The sequence below is a fragment of the Desulfobacterales bacterium genome (assembly GCA_028704555.1).
Lineage (GTDB): Bacteria > Desulfobacterota > Desulfobacteria > Desulfobacterales > JAQWFD01 > JAQWFD01.
Genome location: JAQWFD010000004.1, coordinates 17,964 through 37,700, shown reverse-complemented (window position 1 = coordinate 37,700; position 19,737 = coordinate 17,964). Strand labels below are relative to the sequence as shown.

Genomic DNA, 19,737 nt, shown 5'->3' with positions numbered 1-19,737 from the left:
GGACGTTTATGAATCATTACCCGGCATCTATACTGAATTTGATAAAATACCTGTCCAAACTTCCGGGTATTGGGGAAAAGACCGCAGAACGACTGGCACTGCATATTCTTCATATGCGGAATAACGACGCCCGGCTGATGGCTCAAAGCATCCTCGAACTCAAAGATAAGGTACGTTTGTGTGCCAAATGCTACGCGCTCAGCGACAGTGAGTTATGTCAAATCTGCAGTGATCCGTCAAGAGAGACAACGGTGCTGTGTGTTGTGGAACAGCCCGCTGATATGGTTGCGATAGAAAAATCAGGTTCGTACAAAGGCCTGTATCATATTCTTCAAGGCGTTCTTTCTCCCATGGATGGCGTCGGGCCGGATGATATCCGTGTCGAAGAATTAATTAACCGTATTGGAAGGGAAGCCATCAAGGAAATCGTTCTCGCGACCAGTACAACTCTGGAAGGTGAGGCGACGGCTTCTTTTATAGCAAAACGTCTTAAAACATATCCGGTTCAGGTGACACGAATTGCATCCGGTGTTCCGATCGGAGGCGATCTTAAATATGTGGATCAGGTGACGTTGAGACGAGCCATGGAAAATAGACGGCAATGCTAGTGTCTCGGCTGAAACACCGTATGGGACAGGGTTATGTTTATAACCATGACCTGTAAAAAAATCTGCCGCAGATTTACGCGGATGAACGCGGATATAAAAGAACAACTCAAAAAAAGTTTTGGTTATTAATCATAAAAGAAAAATACGCGATGATCCGCGGCAAAATATTTTAAATTGCGTCTGTTTCCGAGGCGTTTGAAATTTTGATTGAGTGAATGCTGATACATGCGGTGCCGGAGTAGTGAATAATGATAGGAATATTTGATTCGGGTACAGGCGGACTTGCTGCTGCCCGAACCATTGCGGATTGTCTTCCGGGATATGGTATCATCTATTTTGGAGATACGGCTCGTACGCCATATGGGACTAAAAGCCCTGAGGCCATCGCCCGGTATGTCATTGAGGGATTGGATTTTCTGGTAAGCCGTGGGGCAAAACTGATTGTTGTCAGTTGCGATTCGGCATCCAGCGTCGTCTCATCGTCCGTGCGTGACCGATATGATGTGCCGGTATTGGATACCATAACCGCAGGTGCGGAATATTGCCTTGAACGATCAGGCGGGCGGAGGGTTGGAATCCTTACGTCCAGGGCTACCGGGTTGAGTGGCGTTTTCGAGCGCCGGATAAAGCAGCTTGATTCACGCCGGAAGGTGTTCTGCACCCCATGTCCGTTGCTGGTTCCGCTGATAGAAGAGGGGTGGGAGAACAAGATGGAAACCATCCGTATTTTAAAAACATATCTTCATCCCTTAAAGGCTGTGCAGGTCGATACATTGATTCTTGCATGTTCTCACAGCATTCCGTTACAATCGGTTATTCAAAGAAAAATGGGTAAACGGGTGAAAATCGTGGACTCATCCGTTGCCGTTGCAGCGCATGTCTGTCATTATTTGGACACCCATTCGGAGCTGAATCAGTTGTTGGATAAAGCCTCACAATTAGCAGTTTATGTGTCGGATATTACCGATCAGGTTAAATCCGTTGCAAATCAATTTTTTAAACACGATATACCGCTTGAGCGGGTTGACCTGACAGTCCCCGTGAGTCCTCTGTCCTCTGACTTCTGATCTTTGCTATTACAGGCCTGCAGTGTATTTGGGCCCGACGATGAGCAGATTGTTTAAAATGGTTGATTGTATTTTTTCCATTTTGCTGCCAAAAAGCAGATTCTTCCACAGGCTGTGGCCGTAAGCACCTAATATCACGAGCGCGTCATGGGGGATATCGTAGAGATAATCTTCAAGTTTTCCCTTCTCATAGATCTTCCAGTCGTTGACCAGGCTTGCCATGTCATCCCCCAGTTGTTCCTCAATAATCGCTTTATATGAATCCGGTTTTTTGTTTTCGGTATGGGTAAATACGTCCAGCGGAATCCCGGTGGCTCGTTTGATACGTAGACCCAGTTTGAGGGCATTGAGCGCATTGGATGACCCCCCGAAAAATACCATGATTTTATTCCATTTTTTAAAGACAGGGCTGGTGATGAGAACCGGAAAATGCGCTGACTTAATAATGCGTCTGACCCGGGGGCCAATATAGCCCAGTCCGATTTTGGAGGAGAGGTCGCTGATGCTTCTGGGGCAGCACATAAAGTCAAAATTAGTCGGAATATCCGGAAGGGTCGATGCGGTATACTGCTTCGGGGTAAAAAAAACCGGTTCAACGCCCCCTTTCTTAAACAGTTCAGTGACGTGCAATCGGGCAGTTTCAGGAGATGTCAGGTAGGAGTTGTCAAGGTCTATCTGAACCACATCGTTTTCAAAATACATTAAAAAACGTGTTGATTCCGGGAGGTAAATTACCGGGGAGGCTTCAATCTTATCGCATAAATATATGGATTGAAGCAATGTTTCTCTTCCCAGAGGCGTATTCCTGAAAATATGAAAAACTCGAGTTTCCATCTGAATTCTCCTTTTATTGGCAGATGCTGGTCTGCACCATGAGTTCTTTACGATATTGATCAAGCAACGTGGCTTTTGATATCATTCCGATAAATTTTTTATTTGATACAACCGGCATGCTGAATAAGTGAAGACTATCCATTTTGTGTAAAATGTCGGTTAAATCATCATCGGGATGAATGATTTCCACCTGCGTATCCATGATTTGTTCCAGAATTACCGCATCATACATTCCGGTATTGAACAGAAACGGGCGAATATCATCCAGATGAATCATTCCGATAAAGCCTCCGGTAAGTTCATCGTTTACCGGATAATAATTACGATGAGATTGCTTTATGATATTAATGAAGTCACGTAGCAGCATGTTTTGATGAACCGGGATGCAGTCTTTTTCAAGCAGTTCGTATACACGTAAGTCGGTCAATACGCGTGCGTCAGTACCGGGTCGTAACAGATGCCCTTTTTTGACCAGTTCTTTTAAATAAAACGATGCGGGTTCCATATAATGACAAAGGGTGGTTGATAAGGCGGAAACGGCAATCAGGGGCAAAATCACATCGTAGCCGCCGGTAATTTCAATGATCAGAAATATTCCAGTCAAAGGGGCCTGAAGTATTCCGCTGAGGAGTCCTGCCATTCCCAGCAGGGCAAAACATCCTTCATTGACCCATGATACGGACGGCCATAGTAATGAAATGAACCGGTGATATGCCAGTCCAGACAGACTTCCGATGACCAGACTTGGAGCAAAAATGCCGCCGGAACCGCCCATGCCTAACGTTAAAGAGGTGGCAATGATTTTTGCGATCAAAAGCAGCGTGACAAATCCCAGGCCGGGAGAAAATACGCCTTCAATCATATTGCGAATTGGAGAGTAGCCTTCTCCGAGAACCATCGGGAGAAAAATTCCGAGCATCCCGACGGCGCAACCTCCGATGGCAGCGCGAACCCAGATGGGTGCCGGTATTTTCGGGCTTATTGCTTTTGCCAGTTCAACCGTCCGTGTAAGCGTGATGGATATAATGGCGCAGAACAGGGCAAGCCCTATGCTGGCAAGTATATCACCAGGCTCTATATGAAACAGACGATGATCAAAAGCGATCTGATTTCCCTGAAGAAGTCGGCTGATTTCTGCGCCGGCGACAGAGGCAAAAGCAATCGGGATAATGTTTATCGCTGTCCATTCTCCCAAAACTACTTCGACTGAAAAAACGATTCCGGCAATGGGCGCATTGAATATGGATGAAATAGCCCCGGCCGCTCCGCAGCCCACGATGGCTATGCGTTGACGGTCGTTCAGAGAGAATAATTTCGCAATATTCGAACCGATGGCAGCCCCACTCATCACGACAGGGGCTTCCGGACCGGCTGAGCCCCCGCTGCCGATGGTTAAACAGCTCGAAATCAATCTGGAAAAGCTGGATCGTAATCTTAGCAGACCGCCATATCTGGACACGCTGTAAATGACTTCAGGCACGCCATGCCCGGCGCTTTCCTTCATGATTTTTTCTAAAAACAGCGATGAAAGGGCGGCTCCGGCAGCCGGGATCACAAATGCCCACCACAGATGACGATAACTGCCAAGCCATTTCAGGAGGGCGATCAGCGATTTGTTAAGAACGATAGCGGCCATGCCGCTGCAGGTACCGACGATGATCCCGATGATCATCAGCAAGAGACGATCATCCGTCCGTATAGCTGACCATATCGCAGAAGACCGCCAATATTTCGGAAATCGAAAATGATTAAACATCTTAAGACGGATTCTTCCTTGATTGATTACGGGTTCGGCTGGTCAAGATGTTCTTCGAATTCTGCGATTTTGTGAAACAGTGTGTCCGAATCCGGGCTTGTTTTTAGAAATTGGATAAATGATTTGTCACGTAAACAAAACGCAAGTCTTGACAGCAGTTGTAGATGAGATGCTGTGGAATCACATAAAATTAAAAACATCACAAAAACCGGTTTGTCATCAATCGCGTGAAAATCAACCGGATGTTCCAGAAAAAATGTAAGGATTTCGCTGCGATTTGCCATGCAGTGAAGTGGCGAACGGGGATGCGGAATCGAGACTCCGTTGCCGATGCCGGTCGATGACAGATGCTCTCTTTCTATCAACTTTTCATAAAGGGTGTCTCTGTCAGGCTCTGAAATTCCCGCAACCTGATTCACGGCTGATTTGAGAACGGATGCTGTATCATTACCCTCGAGTCTGTAATAAACACCACCGGATTGCATTGCCTTTCCGAGCGTGTCCATTCGTCGGGTCTTAACGGTCGCCGAACGGGTTATTGGCGAAGATAGAAACGAAATGTGGTGGTCCTGAGCCCACTTTTGTAATGTTGGCATATTAAAAGCGGCAGTGCGACCATACGTCTTGATGACCGGTATTCGTCCCTGACGTATCCATCGCTCCAGAGTGTTGACAGGCAGTTCGAGCCGTTCTGCTGCTTCGTGAATTGTTAATGTCATGATATTTTCCTGATTCATAGCGTTATCTGCCGTCATATTTTCGTCAATATGGCGGCACCATCCATGTGATATAATTTTATATTTTCTGAAATCGGTATAAATGGTCTGGAAACTGTCCGAGTTGTTATAAATTCTGAAGGCGTATAACGCGGAATATCCTGTCAGATGATCCGGTGACTGTGCGAGCATCTGTCCATCTGTTAACCCGAAATTTAAATAAATAGTCTATCGGGCTATAGATTGCAATATTTTATTTCTATCGAAGGGCGTGTTGTTGTAAATCCTGTCCTGAATTTCGGGCTTGATCATAACTGCGGCCGTATTCTCTTACGTGTAGTTTCGAAGTCCCGGCCGTTGCCGGCGTACGACATGGCACGATCGGGGGAAAAGATGCGGTGCCATGAAGCGTTAAGAAGCGCAAACTGTTTGAGGCTTGCCGAGTTTTTGCGCTTTAGCTTCCATGGCACCGGCATCCCCCCGTATCGTGCTGGAGAAGCCGGAAACGGACGGGACGTTCCTCACGACGTTATGGCCGCAGTTATGATCAAGCCCTGAATTTCATATCGCGGGAGGAGGAATAAAAAAGGGATAAGGGGGGTTGGCATAGATGATTATCAAAAGGCGGCCCTGGATCATAATCCACAGGCCGCCTTTATGACTTGAACTGCTGTTTTAAAAAAGATTTAAAACATGTGTGTGCTTTGACTACATGACTTCAGAGCCAAAACCGGCTTTAATGAATTCACGGTTGAGTCTGGCAATATTGACAATCGTAATTTCTTTCGGGCATGCTGCTTCGCATTCTCTTTCGTTGGAGCAGTTTCCGAAACCGCATGCGTCATGCTCTCTGAGCATACCCAGCGCCCGGATGGCTCGCTCGGGATGCCCCTGAGGCAGAAGCGCAAGCTGTGATATCTTGGCACTTGTAAACAGCATTGCCGATGCATTGGGGCAGGCTGCAACGCAGGCGCCGCAGCCGATGCATGCAGCGGCATCCATGGCTTTTTCGGCAAGTTCGTTGGGGATACGGAGCTGGTTGGCTTCACCGCCCCCCCCTGTATTGACAGATACATAGCCGCCTGCCTGAATAATTTTATCCAGGGGGCTTCGATCGACAATCAGGTCCTGAATGACCCTGAAGGCTTTTGCCCGCCATGGCTCGATAACAATGGTATCGCCATCTTTAAATTTTCTCATGTGAAGCTGGCAGAGAGTGGTCGCTTTTTCCGGGCCATGCGCGCGTCCGTTTACCACGCAACCGCACATACCACAGATACCTTCTCTACAGTCATTGTCAAAAGCAATGGGGTCTTTGTCCGCAAGAATGAGCTGTTCGTTAACAATATCAAGCATTTCAAGAAACGACATGTCTACAGAAATGTTATCGGCCTTGTATGTTTCAAAACTGCCCTGGGCATTCTCATTCTTTTGACGCCATACCTTCAATGTTATGTTGATATTATTCGTCACTTGTAACTCCTTTGTGATAATTGTACGTTTTCAAAAGTGAGAGCTTCCTTGTGCAGAACAGGATCTTTGCCATACCCGGAGTATTCCCATGCAGCTACGTAACTGAACTCGCTATCCTTACGCAGCGCTTCGCCATCATCTGTCTGGCTTTCTAACCGTAAGTGACAGCCACATGATTCTGCGCGGTTCAATGCGTCGGTACACATCAATTCGGCAAATTCCATATAATCGGCCACACGAATTGCAGATTCCAGACTGCGGTTAACTTCTTTTTCTGAGCCGGTAACCTTCACATTCTGCCAGAATTCATCTCGCAGCGTCTTGATTTTTTCGATAGCGCCTTTCAGGCCTTCCTCAGTTCTGGCCATTCCACAGTAATCCCATACAATCAGGCCAAGCTCTTTGTGGAAATTTTCAGCAGTTCTGTTGCCGTTGATAGTCATTAATTTGTTAATGTTTTCTTTGGCAGCATTTTCAGCCTCTTTGAATGCCGCGTGATCTGTCGTTACCTTCTGTAAGCGAGATGTCGCAAGATATCCGCCGATGGTGTAGGGAATGACGAAATAACCGTCTGCCAGGCCCTGCATCAGGGCGCTAGCGCCGAGACGGTTTGCACCGTGGTCCGAGAAATTGCATTCGCCGGTGGCAAACAGACCCGGAATGTTGGTCATCAGATCATAATCAACCCAGAGTCCGCCCATGGCGTAATGGGAAGCCGGGTAAATCATCATCGGTTTTTCATACGGATTGTCGTCAACAATTCGTTCGTACATTTCAAACAGGTTGCCGTATTTCTTTTCAACGACATCCTTGCCGTCACGGTTGATCGCATCGGTAAAATCAAGATATACCGCCAAGCCTGTTGGGCCGACGCCGAGCCCTTTATCGCATACGTCTTTGGCGTTTCTGGATGCCACATCCCGGGGAACCAGGTTTCCAAAGCTGGGATATCGTTCTTCAAGATAATAATATCTTTCGGATTCCGGAATTTCGTGTGCAGCTCTCTTGTCGCCGGCATTCTTGGGAACCCAGACGCGGCCATCATTCCGGAGACTTTCGCTCATCAGCGTCAGTTTTGACTGATAGTCGCCATGTACCGGAATACAGGTGGGGTGAATCTGCGTGAAACAGGGGTTCGCAAAATAGGCGCCTTTGCGGTAGCATTTTAATGCAGCGCCGACATTACAGGCTACCGCGTTGGTTGACAGGTAGAAGGCATTTCCATACCCGCCGGTTGCCAGAACAACGGCATCTGCTTCATGGCGCTCGATTTCGCCGGTAGTTACATTACGGACGATGATACCGCGGGCTTTACCGTCAACAATGACTACTTCCACCATTTCGCGGCGGGTAAACATTTTGACTTTGCCGGCTTTGATCTGTCTGGACAGAGCGCTGTATGCACCGAGAAGCAGTTGCTGACCTGTCTGGCCTCTGGCGTAAAACGTTCTGGATACCTGTGCGCCACCGAATGACCGGTTGGCAAGGCCACCGCTGTAATCTCTTGCAAAGGGTACGCCCTGGGCCACGCATTGATCGATAATGTTGTTGCTGACCTGCGCCAGACGGAATACATTTCCTTCTCTGGATCTGAAGTCGCCGCCCTTGATTGTATCGTAAAACAGGCGCCAGACGCTGTCGCCGTCGTTTGTGTAATTTTTGGCTGCATTGATACCGCCCTGGGCGGCAATACTGTGCGCCCGACGGGGGGTGTCCTGGATGCAGAACGATTTTACATTATATCCAAGCTCTCCGAATGATGCAGCAGCAGCACCACCGGCCAGGCCGGTTCCCACAACAATAATGGTGAATTTTCTCTTGTTGGCAGGATTGACAAGCTTTAATTCGAAACGGTGTTTATCCCATTTTTCTGCTAGAGGACCACCTGGAACTTTTCCATCAAGCATCACTGACCTCCTTATGCAATAAGCGAAACGTAAATCGGAATAAAGCCAAAACCTACTCCGACCACAATACTGAATACAATCCCAAGTCCCATAATTATCGGCATATATTTTGCATGATTAAGGCCAAGGGTCTGAAAACCACTCCAAAAACCATGACTGACGTGAATGGCTACGATTACCACTGCAATAATGTAAATCAATACAAATGCAAAACTGACGAATGTTTGGGTCAAAATAATAAAGTCATTGATGTTTGTCTTGTCGACGAATCGAAAAGTAAACAGGTGAAGAAGAACAAACAGCAGAATCAGGATCCCGCTGTAGGGCATGGTGGCCGAACCGATTGTACGGCCGCCGGCAGCTTTTTTTACCTGATAGTTAACCGGACGGGACTGAAGATTCTGATAGAAAAGAGTCAAGCCCGTCAGTATATGGATCAGCGCCAGAATGACAAGGCCCCATTCTGCAACAGTAATGAGCTTGCCCAATGCATGAAGGTGATCGACATAAGACAGGAACATTTCTTTCCCACCATAGATCGTCAGGTTACCGATCAGATGCACTACCAGGAAGCCGCAGAAGCATAGGCCGGTAATAGCCATCATCAGCTTCTTCCCAATGGATGTGCCTAGGGTGTTTGTAAGCCAATTCATCTTTTCCTCCGTTTCTGTGATTTTGGTTAAATAAAACTGCTGTAACGCCGTATCAAAGTAAATTCTTTAGTCATTTTTACATGCGTTGTCAATAAAATTTTTGAATCATCAAAAGTATCAGTTGATTTAAAAAAATATCAAAAAAAGTACTTATGCATGTTAATTTAAGTTGTTAAAAAGCAGACCGAATTCTTGATCTTTCCCGTTTCTCCGGTTTGTATTCCCGTTTTCCCTGAATTTAAAAAAACCGGTCTCGTGTCAGTATGAATAGGGCTTCAAATAAGGAATGGGAAAGTCTTAAACAAAGATCTGTGTTTTTCGGATCGGCTGAGTATTTTTGTTTCAGTTGAGTTTTTGCGAAACCAGGGATGAAAAAATAAACATGAAGAGGGCATTATGACGTATCGTTCATTTCGGGGAACTGCGGGTGAAAGATAAAAACTATACAACGGTGTCCCGTCAGTCGAACAGATAGCATTGGCGATATCGGCCTTTCTCCGGCGCATAAGTCGTGCTTGAACGGAAACTGCCATTTTCTGAGCCGGGTGAAAATTTATACCTTTAAAATACAAAATGTATTCATGCGGTCAAAATTTTCAGCTGCCTTGAATCTGGAAAAATTATCGCGTTCAGTTCAGACACGAAATAAATGTGTTATTTGACGCAATGTCTTAATATAGAATATTATCGTGGATATGAAAAAAATTCATATACTATATACCGGCATCTGTAAAGCAGAAATATCAAGCATTATTTTATTCCCGGATAGCAGTCTCGTTTTTGGCTGATTTGATTCACTTCCGGATAGTAACTCGTGCTCATCTTTTCAAAACCAGAGTTATGGATGACCATTATTTAAGGTTTGAGGTCGGTTTTTCTTTTATGTGGGCAGCAATCCGGAGGCGCTTTTTTCCTGGCAGGGCTTCTGTACCCATAAAAAATGTCCTATATACTCCTTTTGCTAAAATTTTCACCGGCCGTGAATTTTAAAAATACAGCCGGTTCATGGATGGGCGGTCGATCTTATGGGTTGTTATCGATTTTAAGATTCAATTCCGTGAAAGGGGATAAACCAGATCTTGACACTGATTTTTATTTCAGATAATTTTAAAAGTTGTGTGTTAATGAGGTTAAGGTCCAATGGAATATTAACAGCTGATGGCTTTTGAAAGCTCGTCAACAAATATAATAGCATTTTTATATATTCGGGGTATGTTAAATGGGTAATTCAGAATTGAGCTTGCTTCACATGATTACCAATGCCGGGTTGATGGTGCAGTTCGTGTTGCTCTTGCTGCTTTTTTTTTCAGTTACGTCATGGGCGATTATCATTGTTAAATACCGCTATGTCAAAAAGGCGTACAGACAATCGGTTGAATTTGCGGATTATTTTTGGAAAAGCCGAGATTTTTCAGCCTCCTATGCGAAAGCCAAACAGCTGGAGGGAAGCCCTGTTGCCCGGGTGTTTCGAATCGGCTATGTCGAGCTGAAAAAAACAAGTCAGGCGGGTGGAGTGTCCGCTGCCGGGCAGTCTGATTCGGAAGGGGGAACGCATGGTGGAAAAATTGTCGGAATTGATAATATTAAACGAGCGCTCCGGCGTACCATCAATACGGAAATTACCCGAATGACCCAGCTGATCCCGTTTCTGGCCACGACCGGTAATACAACTCCGTTCATCGGACTGTTTGGAACCGTATGGGGGATAATGAATTCATTTCATGGTATCGGGCAAAGGGGGTCAGCCAGTCTGGCCGTGGTAGCGCCCGGTATTTCCGAGGCGCTGATCGCAACGGCAGCGGGTTTGGCCGTAGCCATCCCCTCTGTAATAGCCTTTAATTATTTTACTCAGAAAATAAGAATTATAGAATCAGAGCTTCACAGTTTTTCTTCGGATCTGCTCAATATTATTGAACGTGACATGCTAAGAAGTAAGGAATCGTAACAGATGAATTCGGGCAGCAACAACAATCAGCTTATGTCTGACATCAATGTAACGCCGTTTGTAGATGTGATGCTTGTCCTGCTGATCATTTTTATGGTAACTGCGCCCATGATGGTACAAGGGGTGAATGTGTCTTTGCCCCAGACTACTTCACAACCGCTTCCGGCAAACGATGAAGCGCTTATCATCAGTATTGATAATAAAAATCAGATTTTTATCAACGACATGAACGTGTCATTGGACTTTCTTCAGGAAAAACTTAAAAATATATTGGGAAGCAATACTGAAAAAAATGTATATCTCCGGGCGGATAAAGATATATCCTATGGAATGGTCGTTCGGGTGATGTCCGAAATAAAAGGGGCGGGAGTGGAGAAACTGGGTATGGTGACTGATCCTCTGGATGACCGCAAAGAAGGCGCAAAACCGCTGCCGTTGGTCGGATAAACTATATGCAGGCCCGCACGAAGTTTCTTGACAACATGGAAGGAGGCGAATTCCGCCATCTTTTACCGACGCTGGCTATTTCTATAGCGGCCCATGTCATATTGTTCCTTTTTATTATGGGCGCGACGAACTATATGCCGGTCCGCCGTTATCATTCATCCCCTGTCATCGATGTCAATCTGGTTTCTCTTCCTTTGCCGGCGGCTTCTTCTGCTCCTGAGCATCCGGCTTCAATGAAGACACCGCCACCTGTTCAGAAACAGCAGAAAATGTTACCAAAATCCAAGGTTATGCCCGCTGTGCACCCGGAACCGGAAAAAGTTCCTTCTCAGGCGGTTTCCGTTGCGCCTGCTAAAAACAAGAGCAAAACATCTTTGAAAAAGAAGACATTTAAACCTCGGGAGATCGTAAAAAATGCAATTAAACGTATTGAAACCGAGGCGGAACAATCCAGGCCCAGAGTGTTACAGGAGGCGATCGAGTCCCTGAAGACCAAGGTTGAGAATCAACAGTCACCGGTCGCCTCGCAGGATGTTCAGGCAAAGGGTTCTCGGGAAAAATCCGGTAAGGGCTATATGGGGGGTGGGGGTGCATCACAAAATACGGCTCTGGAGCAGATCGATATCTATAAGGTGGAACTGACATATTATATTGAAAAAAACTGGGCGTTTTCTGAACAAATGGCTGGCGGGAACACTGAACTTGAAGCCGTTCTGGTGATTAAAATTATGCCGGATGGACAGATCAGCGATACCTGGTTTGAGAAAAAATCCGGCAACAGTTATTTTGATGACTCCGCCTATAAAGCAGTGGCCAAGTCTAATCCGCTCCCCCCGCTTCCGGCCGGATTTTTGAGGCCTTATTTTAATGTTGGGCTTATTTTTACACCATCAGGGCTTCGGTAAATTCGTCAGGCATTCGGGATTTATTGGCAACGATGCCGGGCAGGCGATTGATGATAAAATTATTCGAACCGGGTCTGCTACTTCAACGTCAAGGAACTGCTCGACGGCATTCAGCGCTTCAAGCCATGGCCCTTTGTGAACGCTGCTCGGCGGTAAAAGAAACATTCGAACCAACCCTTTGCAGCGGATTTCTCAAGCCCGGCCGTTGAAGGACATAATGTATGGGATTTATCATGAAAATTACGAAACGTATCCGTATTAAAAAGTCGTTTATGGCAGTCATTCGATACTTTTGTTTGATTCAGTTCATTCTGCTGGGATGCCTCAACCTGCCGGCAGCTTTTGGTGCTGAGTATGAATACATTGATATTACCAATCCCTTTTTAAAAAAGATTCCGATAGCGGTTCCCGTGTTTAAAACTACAGTCGGATCGGAAATCGAAGGTGTAGCTTCTCAAAAATCGTCGGATCTCCTTTATCAGTCGCTGGAATTTACCGGATATTTCCGATTGATCCCGCGCGATGCCTATCTTGAAGCTCCTCAGACCGGCATTATCGGACCGAATATCAAATTCAGGAACTGGACAGCTGTCGGAGCCGAGTTGCTGATTACCGGTGGTCTTTTGATAAAGGACGACATCATTGAACTGGAACTTCGGCTATTTGATACATTCAAGGAACGATTGCTGATCGGAAAAAAATATAAGGGCGTGGTTGCTGATCAGAGAAAAATGATTCGCCGCTTTTGCAGCGAAGTTGTTTTTTTGCTGACCGGAAATAAAGGAATTTTTAACAGCCGGATTGCATTTGTTTCGTCAGGTACCGGAAATAAAGAAATCTATATTTGTGAGTTTGATGGATATCAGCCAGAACAAATTACACACAATAACAGTATCAACCTTTCTCCCGCGTGGTCTTCAGACGGGAAATGGATTGCTTATACTTCTTATGCCAAAGGCAATCCGGACCTTTATATCAAGCACCTTACCGAAAACCGGGGTACGGTGATTTCCAGGAAAGGGTATAATATCTCACCGGCATGGGTGCCAGGCCGGTTTGAATTGACTGCCTCTCTTTCATTTTCAGGTGATCCGGAAATTTACCTGTTGACCGGAAACGGAAAAATGATTAAAAAACTGACAAATAACTGGGGGATCGACGTGTCACCTGCCTGGTCTCCGGATGGCCGGAAAATGGCATTTGTATCTGACCGGTCCGGAACGAAACAGATCTATATAAATGATTTAGCAACTGATCAGGTGACAAGGCTGACCTTCCAGGGCAGAGAAAATACGGAACCGAACTGGTCGCCGATGGGGGATCGGATTGCTTTTTCTGCTGCCGAGCACAGCAACATCGATATCTGTACCATTAATTCCGATGGGTCCGGGCTGATTCAGTTGACCTATAATTCAGGAAGAAACGAATCGCCATCATGGTCTCCGGACGGAAGCATGATGGCATTCAGTTCGACCCGCGAAGGAGGACCCTCCAGAATTTATGTCATGACCGCGTACGGGACAGATCAGAGGCGGTTGCTGAGCCTTTCAGGGCAGCAGTCCCAGCCGGGATGGTCGCCCCTTGACATGACTAATTAATTTTTGCCATCCATCGGTCGAATGTGACGTGGCTATTGAAATTTTTATTGTGTGGACGGCATTTAAAGGTAGATTTTTTTAAAATCGGTGTTAGATAAATGTGTTTATGAATGACCCTCAGTATCCGGGTAAACGCAATTTAAAAATTAAAACTTGTTTTTGGTTGAATTAAATCAGCTAAGGAGGAAGAAAACATGTTAGAAAAAAGGTGGATAGCCCTAAAAAGCAGATTTTTTTAAACCGGTCATAGATGAATATGCATTATCAATGAGTCTTAATATCCGGGTAAACGTACCCCAGAAAGTTTAAGCTTAATTTTGGTTGAATTAATTAGTTAAGGAGAAAAACATGTTAAAAAAAAGGTGGATATCCCTGTTTTTATTTCTCATCGTTCCAGGTCTTCTCTTTACGGTCTCCTGTGCTAAAAAGGCAGTGAAGTCCGAACTCGGAATGTCTCAGGCGCAAGAGGATGAAGCTGCCCGCCAGGCCCGTCTGGAGGCTGAAAAAGCCCGGCAGGATGCCTTGAAACAAGAGCAGGAGGCGGCCGTCAGATCGATCGAAGAGCAGCGGTTAAGAGAGGAAGCGGCTGAGGCTCAGGCTGAAAAACTACGCCAGATCCAGGAAGCCAGAGATCAGTTCATTAATGAAGATATTTATTTCAGTTACGATAAGGCGACGCTTGATGCAGAGTCTCAGGATATCCTGAAAAGAAAGGCGCAATGGCTGCGAATGAATTCGACTGTGTCCGTGATTATCGAAGGACACTGTGACGAGCGGGGCACCACTGAATACAATATCGCCTTGGGGGACAGACGTGCTGAAAGCGCACATAAGTTTTTGATATACCTCGGTATTGATTCATCGCGACTGACTACAATCAGCTACGGTGAGGAACGACCTCTGTATCCGGGCAATACGGAGGAAGCCTGGTCGAAAAACAGGCGAGCGCATTTTGTCATAAAGTAATCCGCAACGTAATTTGCAGCCTCGTTTTTATTCATAAATGGCCTTTTCGAAGTCTGCGCTTATCGACTCACTTTTTGAGTAAATCTGCGGGATTGCTTGTATGGCGTACTTCAGTATGCCTCATCGCAAGCCCTTGATTCCTTTGACCCTGGGTAGATAAGCGCAGACTTCGAAATTCTTGTTTCCGGATTGGCAACATAGGGGTGCCCACCCGGTGAAGACCGAATTTATGGATGGGCACTATCCTCGGATGAGAACCCGTCTGCATGTCATAACGCGGCAGGCGGGTTCATCAAATTACTGGGACAAGGTCACTATGCTTATGAAACACAAAATTTTATTCATGATCGCAGGCGTCATGTATTTTATGGTATCCGGGTGTGCGCTTCAGGAGGATATCACCGTTTTGGATGACCGGATTGCCCGCGTGGAACAGAAAAACGCTACCTTGCTGAAGAGCCAGACGGATTTGAAACAGCAGTACGATAATTTTAAAAAACAAAATCAGACTCTTCAAACCGTAATGAATCAATATACGTCGGTCAGCCAGGAAAAAGAGCTGGAACTCAGAGATCGATCCGCTGGCATGCAGGCACTGCTTGACAGTCTCAGGGAAGAAAATAAGGTCATCAGCGGCCGCCTGGAAGAGTCGCAATATCTGTTGCAGCAGAAACTGACGGCGCTGGAACATGCGGGCGCTAAAGAGGATGAAAGTCTGAATAAATTGATGCAGGATCTGGATGCATTGGAAAAACGGATTGTCCAGCTGGAAAAGTATCTGAATTTTGAAGCCTCCGAAATAAAGCCGGGTGAGAAAAAAGCGGACGGACCGGCTGAAAAAGTGTTTTCCGAGAGCGAACTGTATGCACTGGCAAAGCAGGCGTTTGATCAAAATAATTTTGAAGCCTCCCGACAAGGGTTTCAGCGGTTACTGAAGTTGAATCCCAAGTCTGATAATGCAGATAACGCTCAATTCTGGATCGGTGAAACCTATTATTGTGAGAAATGGTATGAAAAAGCTATTCTGGAATACCAGAAAGTGATTGAAAACTATCCCGGGGGCAACAAGGTTCAGGCCGCGTTACTGAAACAGGGCCTGTCGTTTTATAATCTGGGAGATAAGGCCAATGCCCGTCTTATTTTGAACGAGCTGATAAAAAAACATCCTCAATCCAATGAAGCAAAGGTTGCTCAGCAGAAATTAAAGGTTTTCCAATAGATCGGTCAATTTCTGCAAACTTTTAACGGGTTGTATTTTATTGATATCGCAGTTCCGGCGGCCGAATGGTTCCAAAACATCAGATGCAGGTGAAAGGGTAAAATATGATGTTTTACCCTGATATTTATTATGGTTACGGTTATAGGAATTGATCCGGGACTGGCGTCAACGGGTATCGGAATCGTCAGTGGCGAAGGCCTGAAGATTCAAAGCTTTTCGTTTGGCGGCATTTCGACCCCGAAAGATACGCCTTTAGCACAGCGGCTCGATCTGATTTTTTCGAAGCTCGCGCACGTCCTGGAGACGGTGCGTCCTGATCTGATGGTGGTTGAAGATGTGTTTTCGCTTGACCGGTATCCGAAGTCAGGCATTTTGCTCGGGAAAGTTACCGGGGTAATTCTTCTGGCCGGCAGCCGCTGCAATGCGCCGGTGATCGAGGTGCCGGCCCGTGAAGCAAAACAGGTGCTGACCGGCAGCGGTCGCGCGGATAAAAGGCAGCTTGAAAAGTCGGTTCGTCATCTATTAAAATTGGCAATGCCCATTAAACCGGATCATGCATCTGATGCCATGGCACTCGCGTTGATCGGTTTATTCCGTTATAAACATCTGATGCCGGCCCGGTAGCCGGTACTGCATTATTGATTGATTTATCCTGTCGATGCAAAAAAACGTCTGGAGGTTATTACCATTCGTGATATCCGGATATAGCAATACTGATTTTTCAGCTGTTTGTCATTGTTAGTGCCTTGTTTCTCAAACTCTGGGAAAAAAACAAAAAAATTATTTTGTATCTTAATAGCCGCAAAAAGTTGCAAAAGTTGCAAAAAGACGTACGTATCGCAAAAAAAATTTGTGACTTTTGTGATTTTTTGCGGCTGGTATTTTACGGAGGTGCTTGGTTTCTTTTGCCGGGATACGACTGAGTTCCCACGGGGATGATGAAATGGCCGATGATAGAACCCATCCCCAAATTATGAATAAGCATAAAATGTGGCTGTTTGGGTTGCGGGCGTAGCCCGCCTTGGGTTGTTTTATTTTTTACTATTTTGTTTGTGCAGCGTTGGGCTTAACATGATTGGTTATATCGAAGGTAAACTCCTGAAAAAGGAAGATGACCGGGTACTGATTCTGGCGAATCAAATCGGCTATGAGGTTATGGTTCCCGTTTTTGTCATGAAAACGCTGGAATCAAAACCCGTTGGTGATCAGCTTTCGCTCTATATTTATTATCAGCAGACTGAGCGTCAGCCCCGGCCTGTGCTGATCGGATTCAATCTGGAAGAAGAAAAAGAGTTTTTCCAGCAGTTTATTTCAGTCGGCGATATCGGTCCGTTCAAGGCGGTTAAAGCATTGGATATTTCCATCCATGATATCGCAAGCGCGATTGAAACCAAAGATGTGGACAAGCTTAAGCAGTTGAAAGGAATCGGGGCCAGAACCGCTCAGAAAATTATCGCGGCGTTGGAAGGAAAAGTCGGTAAATTCATACGGGTTCAAAGGGAAGCCCCTCTGGCCGTAGGGCAGGAGCACATCACTTCCCAGGTGCTGGACGTATTGGTTACACAGTTGGGGCATAAACCCAATGACGCCAGGCAGATGATTGCCCAGGCGTTTAAACGCAATCGTTCAATTTCAACTCCCGAACAGTTGTTTGACGAAGTCTACAGGGGAGAGCGGTTCCATGGCAATGGATGAAATTTTGACATATTCTTCGGATAAATCCGGAATCCTAACGGGCTCGTCCCTGCCGGTTGATGTCGATCCGGAAATTCAGTCCCTGCGGCCGGAAACCATGGCAGATTATGTCGGACAGCGTGAAACGGTGGAGACCCTCAAAATCGCCATCGAGGCGGCAAAACAGCGCAGTGAACCCCTGGATCATGTGTTGTTTCACGGTCCACCGGGATTGGGGAAAACTACCCTTGCGCATATCATTGCCAATGAGATGGGAGGCAATTTAACCGTTACATCCGGACCTGCGTTGGAAAAAGGCGGGGATCTTCTGGGCATTCTGACCCATCTGGAATACGGGGATGTGTTGTTTGTGGATGAAATCCACCGGACGCCAAAAATTGTTGAAGAGTTTTTATATCCGGCCATGGAGGACTTTGCAGTTGATTTTGTGTTTGATAAAGGCGTTCACGCCCGCAGTCACAGATTCAAGCTGAACCATTTTACGCTGGTTGGTGCCACCACCCGTGTCGGGCTTTTGTCTTCTCCGATGAGGGATCGTTTTGGTATTTTTAAAAGTCTTAACTTTTACAGTGAGGATGACCTGGTAAAAATTGTTGAGCGGTCCGCATCGCTTCTGGAGGTGAAAATTGACATTGATGGCGCTTTTGAACTTTCCAGACGTTCCAGGGGTACGCCCCGTATCGCAAACCGTCTCCTGAAACGGGTCAGAGACTATGCACAGGTGAAAGCAGACGGTACAATCACCAGAGCCCTCGTTCAAGCGTCTCTGAGCCTGGAAGGTGTGGATGAGATGGGGTTGACTCATCTGGACCGCTCTTACCTGAACACCATTATCGAATTTTATGGCGGCGGCCCCGTAGGAATCGAGGCGATTGCCGCAACGCTTCAGGAGGAGACCGATACGCTGGTTGATGTGGTTGAACCCTATCTGTTGAAGATCGGCTTGATCCTCAGAACCTCATCCGGCAGGCGGGCTTCTGACGCCGCCGGTAAACATCTGAATTGCAGCCGTCAGAAATCTTTGTTTTGAGAAGCGCGACCGCTTCGTAAATTCAGATGGTTGGTTAGTTGTACGATCAGGGGGGGGGGCGCATGCCAGTTATAACGCTTTTAACGGATTTCGGCCTTTCAGATGAATATGTCGGTGTGCTCAGGGGCGTTATCCTGTCAATGAATCCATCGGCTGTCATCGTCGATATCTCGCACCAGATCGATCCGCAGGATCTGATGCAGGCCGCTTACATCATCCAGGCAGCATATCCTTATTTCCCGAAGCATACCATCCATGTTATTGGGGTAGATCCGGGTGTTGGAAGCCGGCGGGATATCATTGCCCTGGAATGCGGAGGGGCTGTGTTTATAGCACCGGATAACGGTGTGTTAACCTTTGTCATGGATCATAACCCGGTAGAGAGTGCTGTTCGGTTGGACCAGCCGGCGTATTGGCTGACATCCGTTAGCCGGACATTCCATGGCCGGGATATTTTTGCGCCTGTTGCCGCACACCTGTCCATGGGACTTGATATCCGGAAACTGGGAACGGCTGTAAATCCAAATGAACTGGTCCGGTTACCGCTTACAAAGCCATATGTCTCCGAAAGCGGTGAACTGATTGGACAGATCATGTCCATTGACCGATTTGGAAATTTGATAACCAATATCGATACAGTCTGCCTGGAGGGTTTTAACGGACAGCATCTGTTCCGGCATCTGGAGATCTGTATCGGTGCCTGCAAAATAAAAGGCCTGTCTGAAAGCTACAGCGAAGCAGGGCCTAAAGGCGCTCTTTCGATTATCGGGAGCCGGGGTTTTCTTGAAATTGCCGTAAATGGCGGCAATGCAGCCCGCTGTTTGGGTGCGCGGAAGAATGATTTGATACGTATTCAGATACCTGTTCGAGATGCTTCCGGTTGAATTGCCCCGTTTACTTTGGTGAACCCGGATTAAA

General features: G+C 46.4%; 19 protein-coding genes. 13 read left to right on the top strand and 6 right to left on the bottom strand.

Annotated elements, in window-relative coordinates; all coding sequences use genetic code 11:
• Positions 1-8: 8 nt before the first annotated feature.
• Positions 9-608: a recombination mediator RecR gene (gene recR / locus PHQ97_02710; GenBank protein ID MDD4391647.1), complete on the top strand. Its 600-nt coding sequence runs from the start codon at positions 9-11 to the stop codon at positions 606-608.
• A gap of 248 nt (positions 609-856) precedes the next feature.
• A complete protein-coding gene (murI, locus tag PHQ97_02705; protein ID MDD4391646.1) occupies positions 857-1,675 on the top strand; it encodes a glutamate racemase in 819 nt (272 codons plus the stop codon).
• A gap of 9 nt (positions 1,676-1,684) precedes the next feature.
• On the opposite strand, the gene PHQ97_02700 is transcribed toward murI, so the two are convergent.
• From PHQ97_02700 to PHQ97_02690, 3 genes are all read right to left on the bottom strand, one after another.
• On the bottom strand, positions 1,685-2,509 hold the full coding sequence (locus tag PHQ97_02700) for a universal stress protein (protein ID MDD4391645.1): 825 nt from the start codon (positions 2,507-2,509) through the stop codon (positions 1,685-1,687).
• Between the two features lie 13 nt (positions 2,510-2,522).
• A complete protein-coding gene (locus PHQ97_02695) occupies positions 2,523-4,181 on the bottom strand; it encodes a chloride channel protein (protein MDD4391644.1) in 1,659 nt (552 codons plus the stop codon).
• 110 nt (positions 4,182-4,291) lie between these two features.
• Positions 4,292-4,984, bottom strand: coding sequence for a PTS sugar transporter subunit IIA (locus PHQ97_02690; GenBank protein ID MDD4391643.1), 693 nt, complete (start codon positions 4,982-4,984; stop codon positions 4,292-4,294).
• 369 nt (positions 4,985-5,353) lie between these two features.
• On the opposite strand from PHQ97_02690, the gene PHQ97_02685 reads away from it, so the two are divergent.
• Positions 5,354-5,539: a hypothetical protein gene (locus PHQ97_02685; GenBank protein MDD4391642.1), complete on the top strand. Its 186-nt coding sequence runs from the start codon at positions 5,354-5,356 to the stop codon at positions 5,537-5,539.
• A gap of 150 nt (positions 5,540-5,689) precedes the next feature.
• Here PHQ97_02685 and PHQ97_02680 read toward each other — a convergent pair whose 3' ends face one another.
• From PHQ97_02680 to PHQ97_02670, 3 genes are read right to left on the bottom strand one after another with little or no spacing between them, the layout of a single operon-like run.
• Entirely contained in the window at positions 5,690-6,454 is a 765-nt protein-coding gene (locus PHQ97_02680) for a succinate dehydrogenase/fumarate reductase iron-sulfur subunit (GenBank protein ID MDD4391641.1), read from the bottom strand.
• The gene (locus tag PHQ97_02675) at positions 6,451-8,364 is read right to left on the bottom strand and encodes a fumarate reductase/succinate dehydrogenase flavoprotein subunit (protein MDD4391640.1); all 1,914 of its coding nucleotides are present in this window, start codon (positions 8,362-8,364) and stop codon (positions 6,451-6,453) included. The genes PHQ97_02680 and PHQ97_02675 overlap by 4 nt, the downstream gene beginning before the upstream one ends.
• Before the next feature lie 8 nt (positions 8,365-8,372).
• Positions 8,373-9,014 (bottom strand): succinate dehydrogenase cytochrome b subunit, encoded by a 642-nt coding sequence (locus tag PHQ97_02670; GenBank protein MDD4391639.1) that lies wholly within the window; start codon positions 9,012-9,014, stop codon positions 8,373-8,375.
• A gap of 1,219 nt (positions 9,015-10,233) precedes the next feature.
• On the opposite strand from PHQ97_02670, the gene tolQ reads away from it, so the two are divergent.
• From tolQ to PHQ97_02620, 10 genes are all read left to right on the top strand, one after another.
• Positions 10,234-10,959, top strand: coding sequence for a protein TolQ (gene tolQ / locus PHQ97_02665; protein MDD4391638.1), 726 nt, complete (start codon positions 10,234-10,236; stop codon positions 10,957-10,959).
• Positions 10,960-10,962: 3 nt separating this feature from the next.
• The gene (gene tolR / locus PHQ97_02660) at positions 10,963-11,406 is read left to right on the top strand and encodes a protein TolR (protein ID MDD4391637.1); all 444 of its coding nucleotides are present in this window, start codon (positions 10,963-10,965) and stop codon (positions 11,404-11,406) included.
• Positions 11,407-11,411: 5 nt separating this feature from the next.
• Positions 11,412-12,311 carry a TonB C-terminal domain-containing protein gene (locus tag PHQ97_02655; GenBank protein MDD4391636.1) on the top strand — a complete coding sequence of 300 codons (900 nt, stop codon included), beginning with the start codon at positions 11,412-11,414 and terminating at the stop codon, positions 12,309-12,311.
• Between the two features lie 233 nt (positions 12,312-12,544).
• Positions 12,545-13,909 (top strand): Tol-Pal system beta propeller repeat protein TolB, encoded by a 1,365-nt coding sequence (gene tolB, locus PHQ97_02650; protein ID MDD4391635.1) that lies wholly within the window; start codon positions 12,545-12,547, stop codon positions 13,907-13,909.
• Positions 13,910-14,257: 348 nt separating this feature from the next.
• The gene (gene pal, locus PHQ97_02645; protein ID MDD4391634.1) at positions 14,258-14,875 is read left to right on the top strand and encodes a peptidoglycan-associated lipoprotein Pal; all 618 of its coding nucleotides are present in this window, start codon (positions 14,258-14,260) and stop codon (positions 14,873-14,875) included.
• A 322-nt stretch (positions 14,876-15,197) separates the two neighbouring features.
• The gene (gene ybgF / locus PHQ97_02640; protein ID MDD4391633.1) at positions 15,198-16,094 is read left to right on the top strand and encodes a tol-pal system protein YbgF; all 897 of its coding nucleotides are present in this window, start codon (positions 15,198-15,200) and stop codon (positions 16,092-16,094) included.
• Between the two features lie 129 nt (positions 16,095-16,223).
• Complete coding sequence (locus tag PHQ97_02635) at positions 16,224-16,718, top strand: crossover junction endodeoxyribonuclease RuvC (GenBank protein MDD4391632.1); 495 nt, start codon at positions 16,224-16,226, stop codon at positions 16,716-16,718.
• A gap of 447 nt (positions 16,719-17,165) precedes the next feature.
• Positions 17,166-17,789 carry an OB-fold domain-containing protein gene (locus tag PHQ97_02630; GenBank protein ID MDD4391631.1) on the top strand — a complete coding sequence of 208 codons (624 nt, stop codon included), beginning with the start codon at positions 17,166-17,168 and terminating at the stop codon, positions 17,787-17,789.
• Positions 17,776-18,819, top strand: coding sequence for a Holliday junction branch migration DNA helicase RuvB (ruvB, locus tag PHQ97_02625; GenBank protein ID MDD4391630.1), 1,044 nt, complete (start codon positions 17,776-17,778; stop codon positions 18,817-18,819). Before PHQ97_02630 ends, ruvB begins: the two co-directional genes overlap by 14 nt.
• Before the next feature lie 62 nt (positions 18,820-18,881).
• The gene (locus tag PHQ97_02620; protein ID MDD4391629.1) at positions 18,882-19,703 is read left to right on the top strand and encodes an SAM-dependent chlorinase/fluorinase; all 822 of its coding nucleotides are present in this window, start codon (positions 18,882-18,884) and stop codon (positions 19,701-19,703) included.
• Positions 19,704-19,737 lie beyond the last annotated feature (34 nt).

What these genes read in the sequence shown, in the direction of transcription:
- recR (MDD4391647.1), top strand. Translation starts at nt 9, where the DNA reads ATGAATCATTACCCGGCATCTATACTGAATTTGATAAAATACCTGTCC.
- murI (MDD4391646.1), top strand. Translation starts at nt 857, where the DNA reads ATGATAGGAATATTTGATTCGGGTACAGGCGGACTTGCTGCTGCCCGA.
- PHQ97_02700 (MDD4391645.1), bottom strand. Translation starts at nt 2,509, where the DNA reads ATGGAAACTCGAGTTTTTCATATTTTCAGGAATACGCCTCTGGGAAGA.
- PHQ97_02695 (MDD4391644.1), bottom strand. Translation starts at nt 4,181, where the DNA reads ATGATCATCGGGATCATCGTCGGTACCTGCAGCGGCATGGCCGCTATC.
- PHQ97_02690 (MDD4391643.1), bottom strand. Translation starts at nt 4,984, where the DNA reads ATGACATTAACAATTCACGAAGCAGCAGAACGGCTCGAACTGCCTGTC.
- PHQ97_02685 (MDD4391642.1), top strand. Translation starts at nt 5,354, where the DNA reads ATGGCACGATCGGGGGAAAAGATGCGGTGCCATGAAGCGTTAAGAAGC.
- PHQ97_02670 (MDD4391639.1), bottom strand. Translation starts at nt 9,014, where the DNA reads ATGAATTGGCTTACAAACACCCTAGGCACATCCATTGGGAAGAAGCTG.
- tolQ (MDD4391638.1), top strand. Translation starts at nt 10,234, where the DNA reads ATGGGTAATTCAGAATTGAGCTTGCTTCACATGATTACCAATGCCGGG.
- tolR (MDD4391637.1), top strand. Translation starts at nt 10,963, where the DNA reads ATGAATTCGGGCAGCAACAACAATCAGCTTATGTCTGACATCAATGTA.
- PHQ97_02655 (MDD4391636.1), top strand. Translation starts at nt 11,412, where the DNA reads ATGCAGGCCCGCACGAAGTTTCTTGACAACATGGAAGGAGGCGAATTC.
- tolB (MDD4391635.1), top strand. Translation starts at nt 12,545, where the DNA reads ATGAAAATTACGAAACGTATCCGTATTAAAAAGTCGTTTATGGCAGTC.
- pal (MDD4391634.1), top strand. Translation starts at nt 14,258, where the DNA reads ATGTTAAAAAAAAGGTGGATATCCCTGTTTTTATTTCTCATCGTTCCA.
- ybgF (MDD4391633.1), top strand. Translation starts at nt 15,198, where the DNA reads ATGAAACACAAAATTTTATTCATGATCGCAGGCGTCATGTATTTTATG.
- PHQ97_02635 (MDD4391632.1), top strand. Translation starts at nt 16,224, where the DNA reads ATGGTTACGGTTATAGGAATTGATCCGGGACTGGCGTCAACGGGTATC.
- PHQ97_02630 (MDD4391631.1), top strand. Translation starts at nt 17,166, where the DNA reads ATGATTGGTTATATCGAAGGTAAACTCCTGAAAAAGGAAGATGACCGG.
- ruvB (MDD4391630.1), top strand. Translation starts at nt 17,776, where the DNA reads ATGGCAATGGATGAAATTTTGACATATTCTTCGGATAAATCCGGAATC.
- PHQ97_02620 (MDD4391629.1), top strand. Translation starts at nt 18,882, where the DNA reads ATGCCAGTTATAACGCTTTTAACGGATTTCGGCCTTTCAGATGAATAT.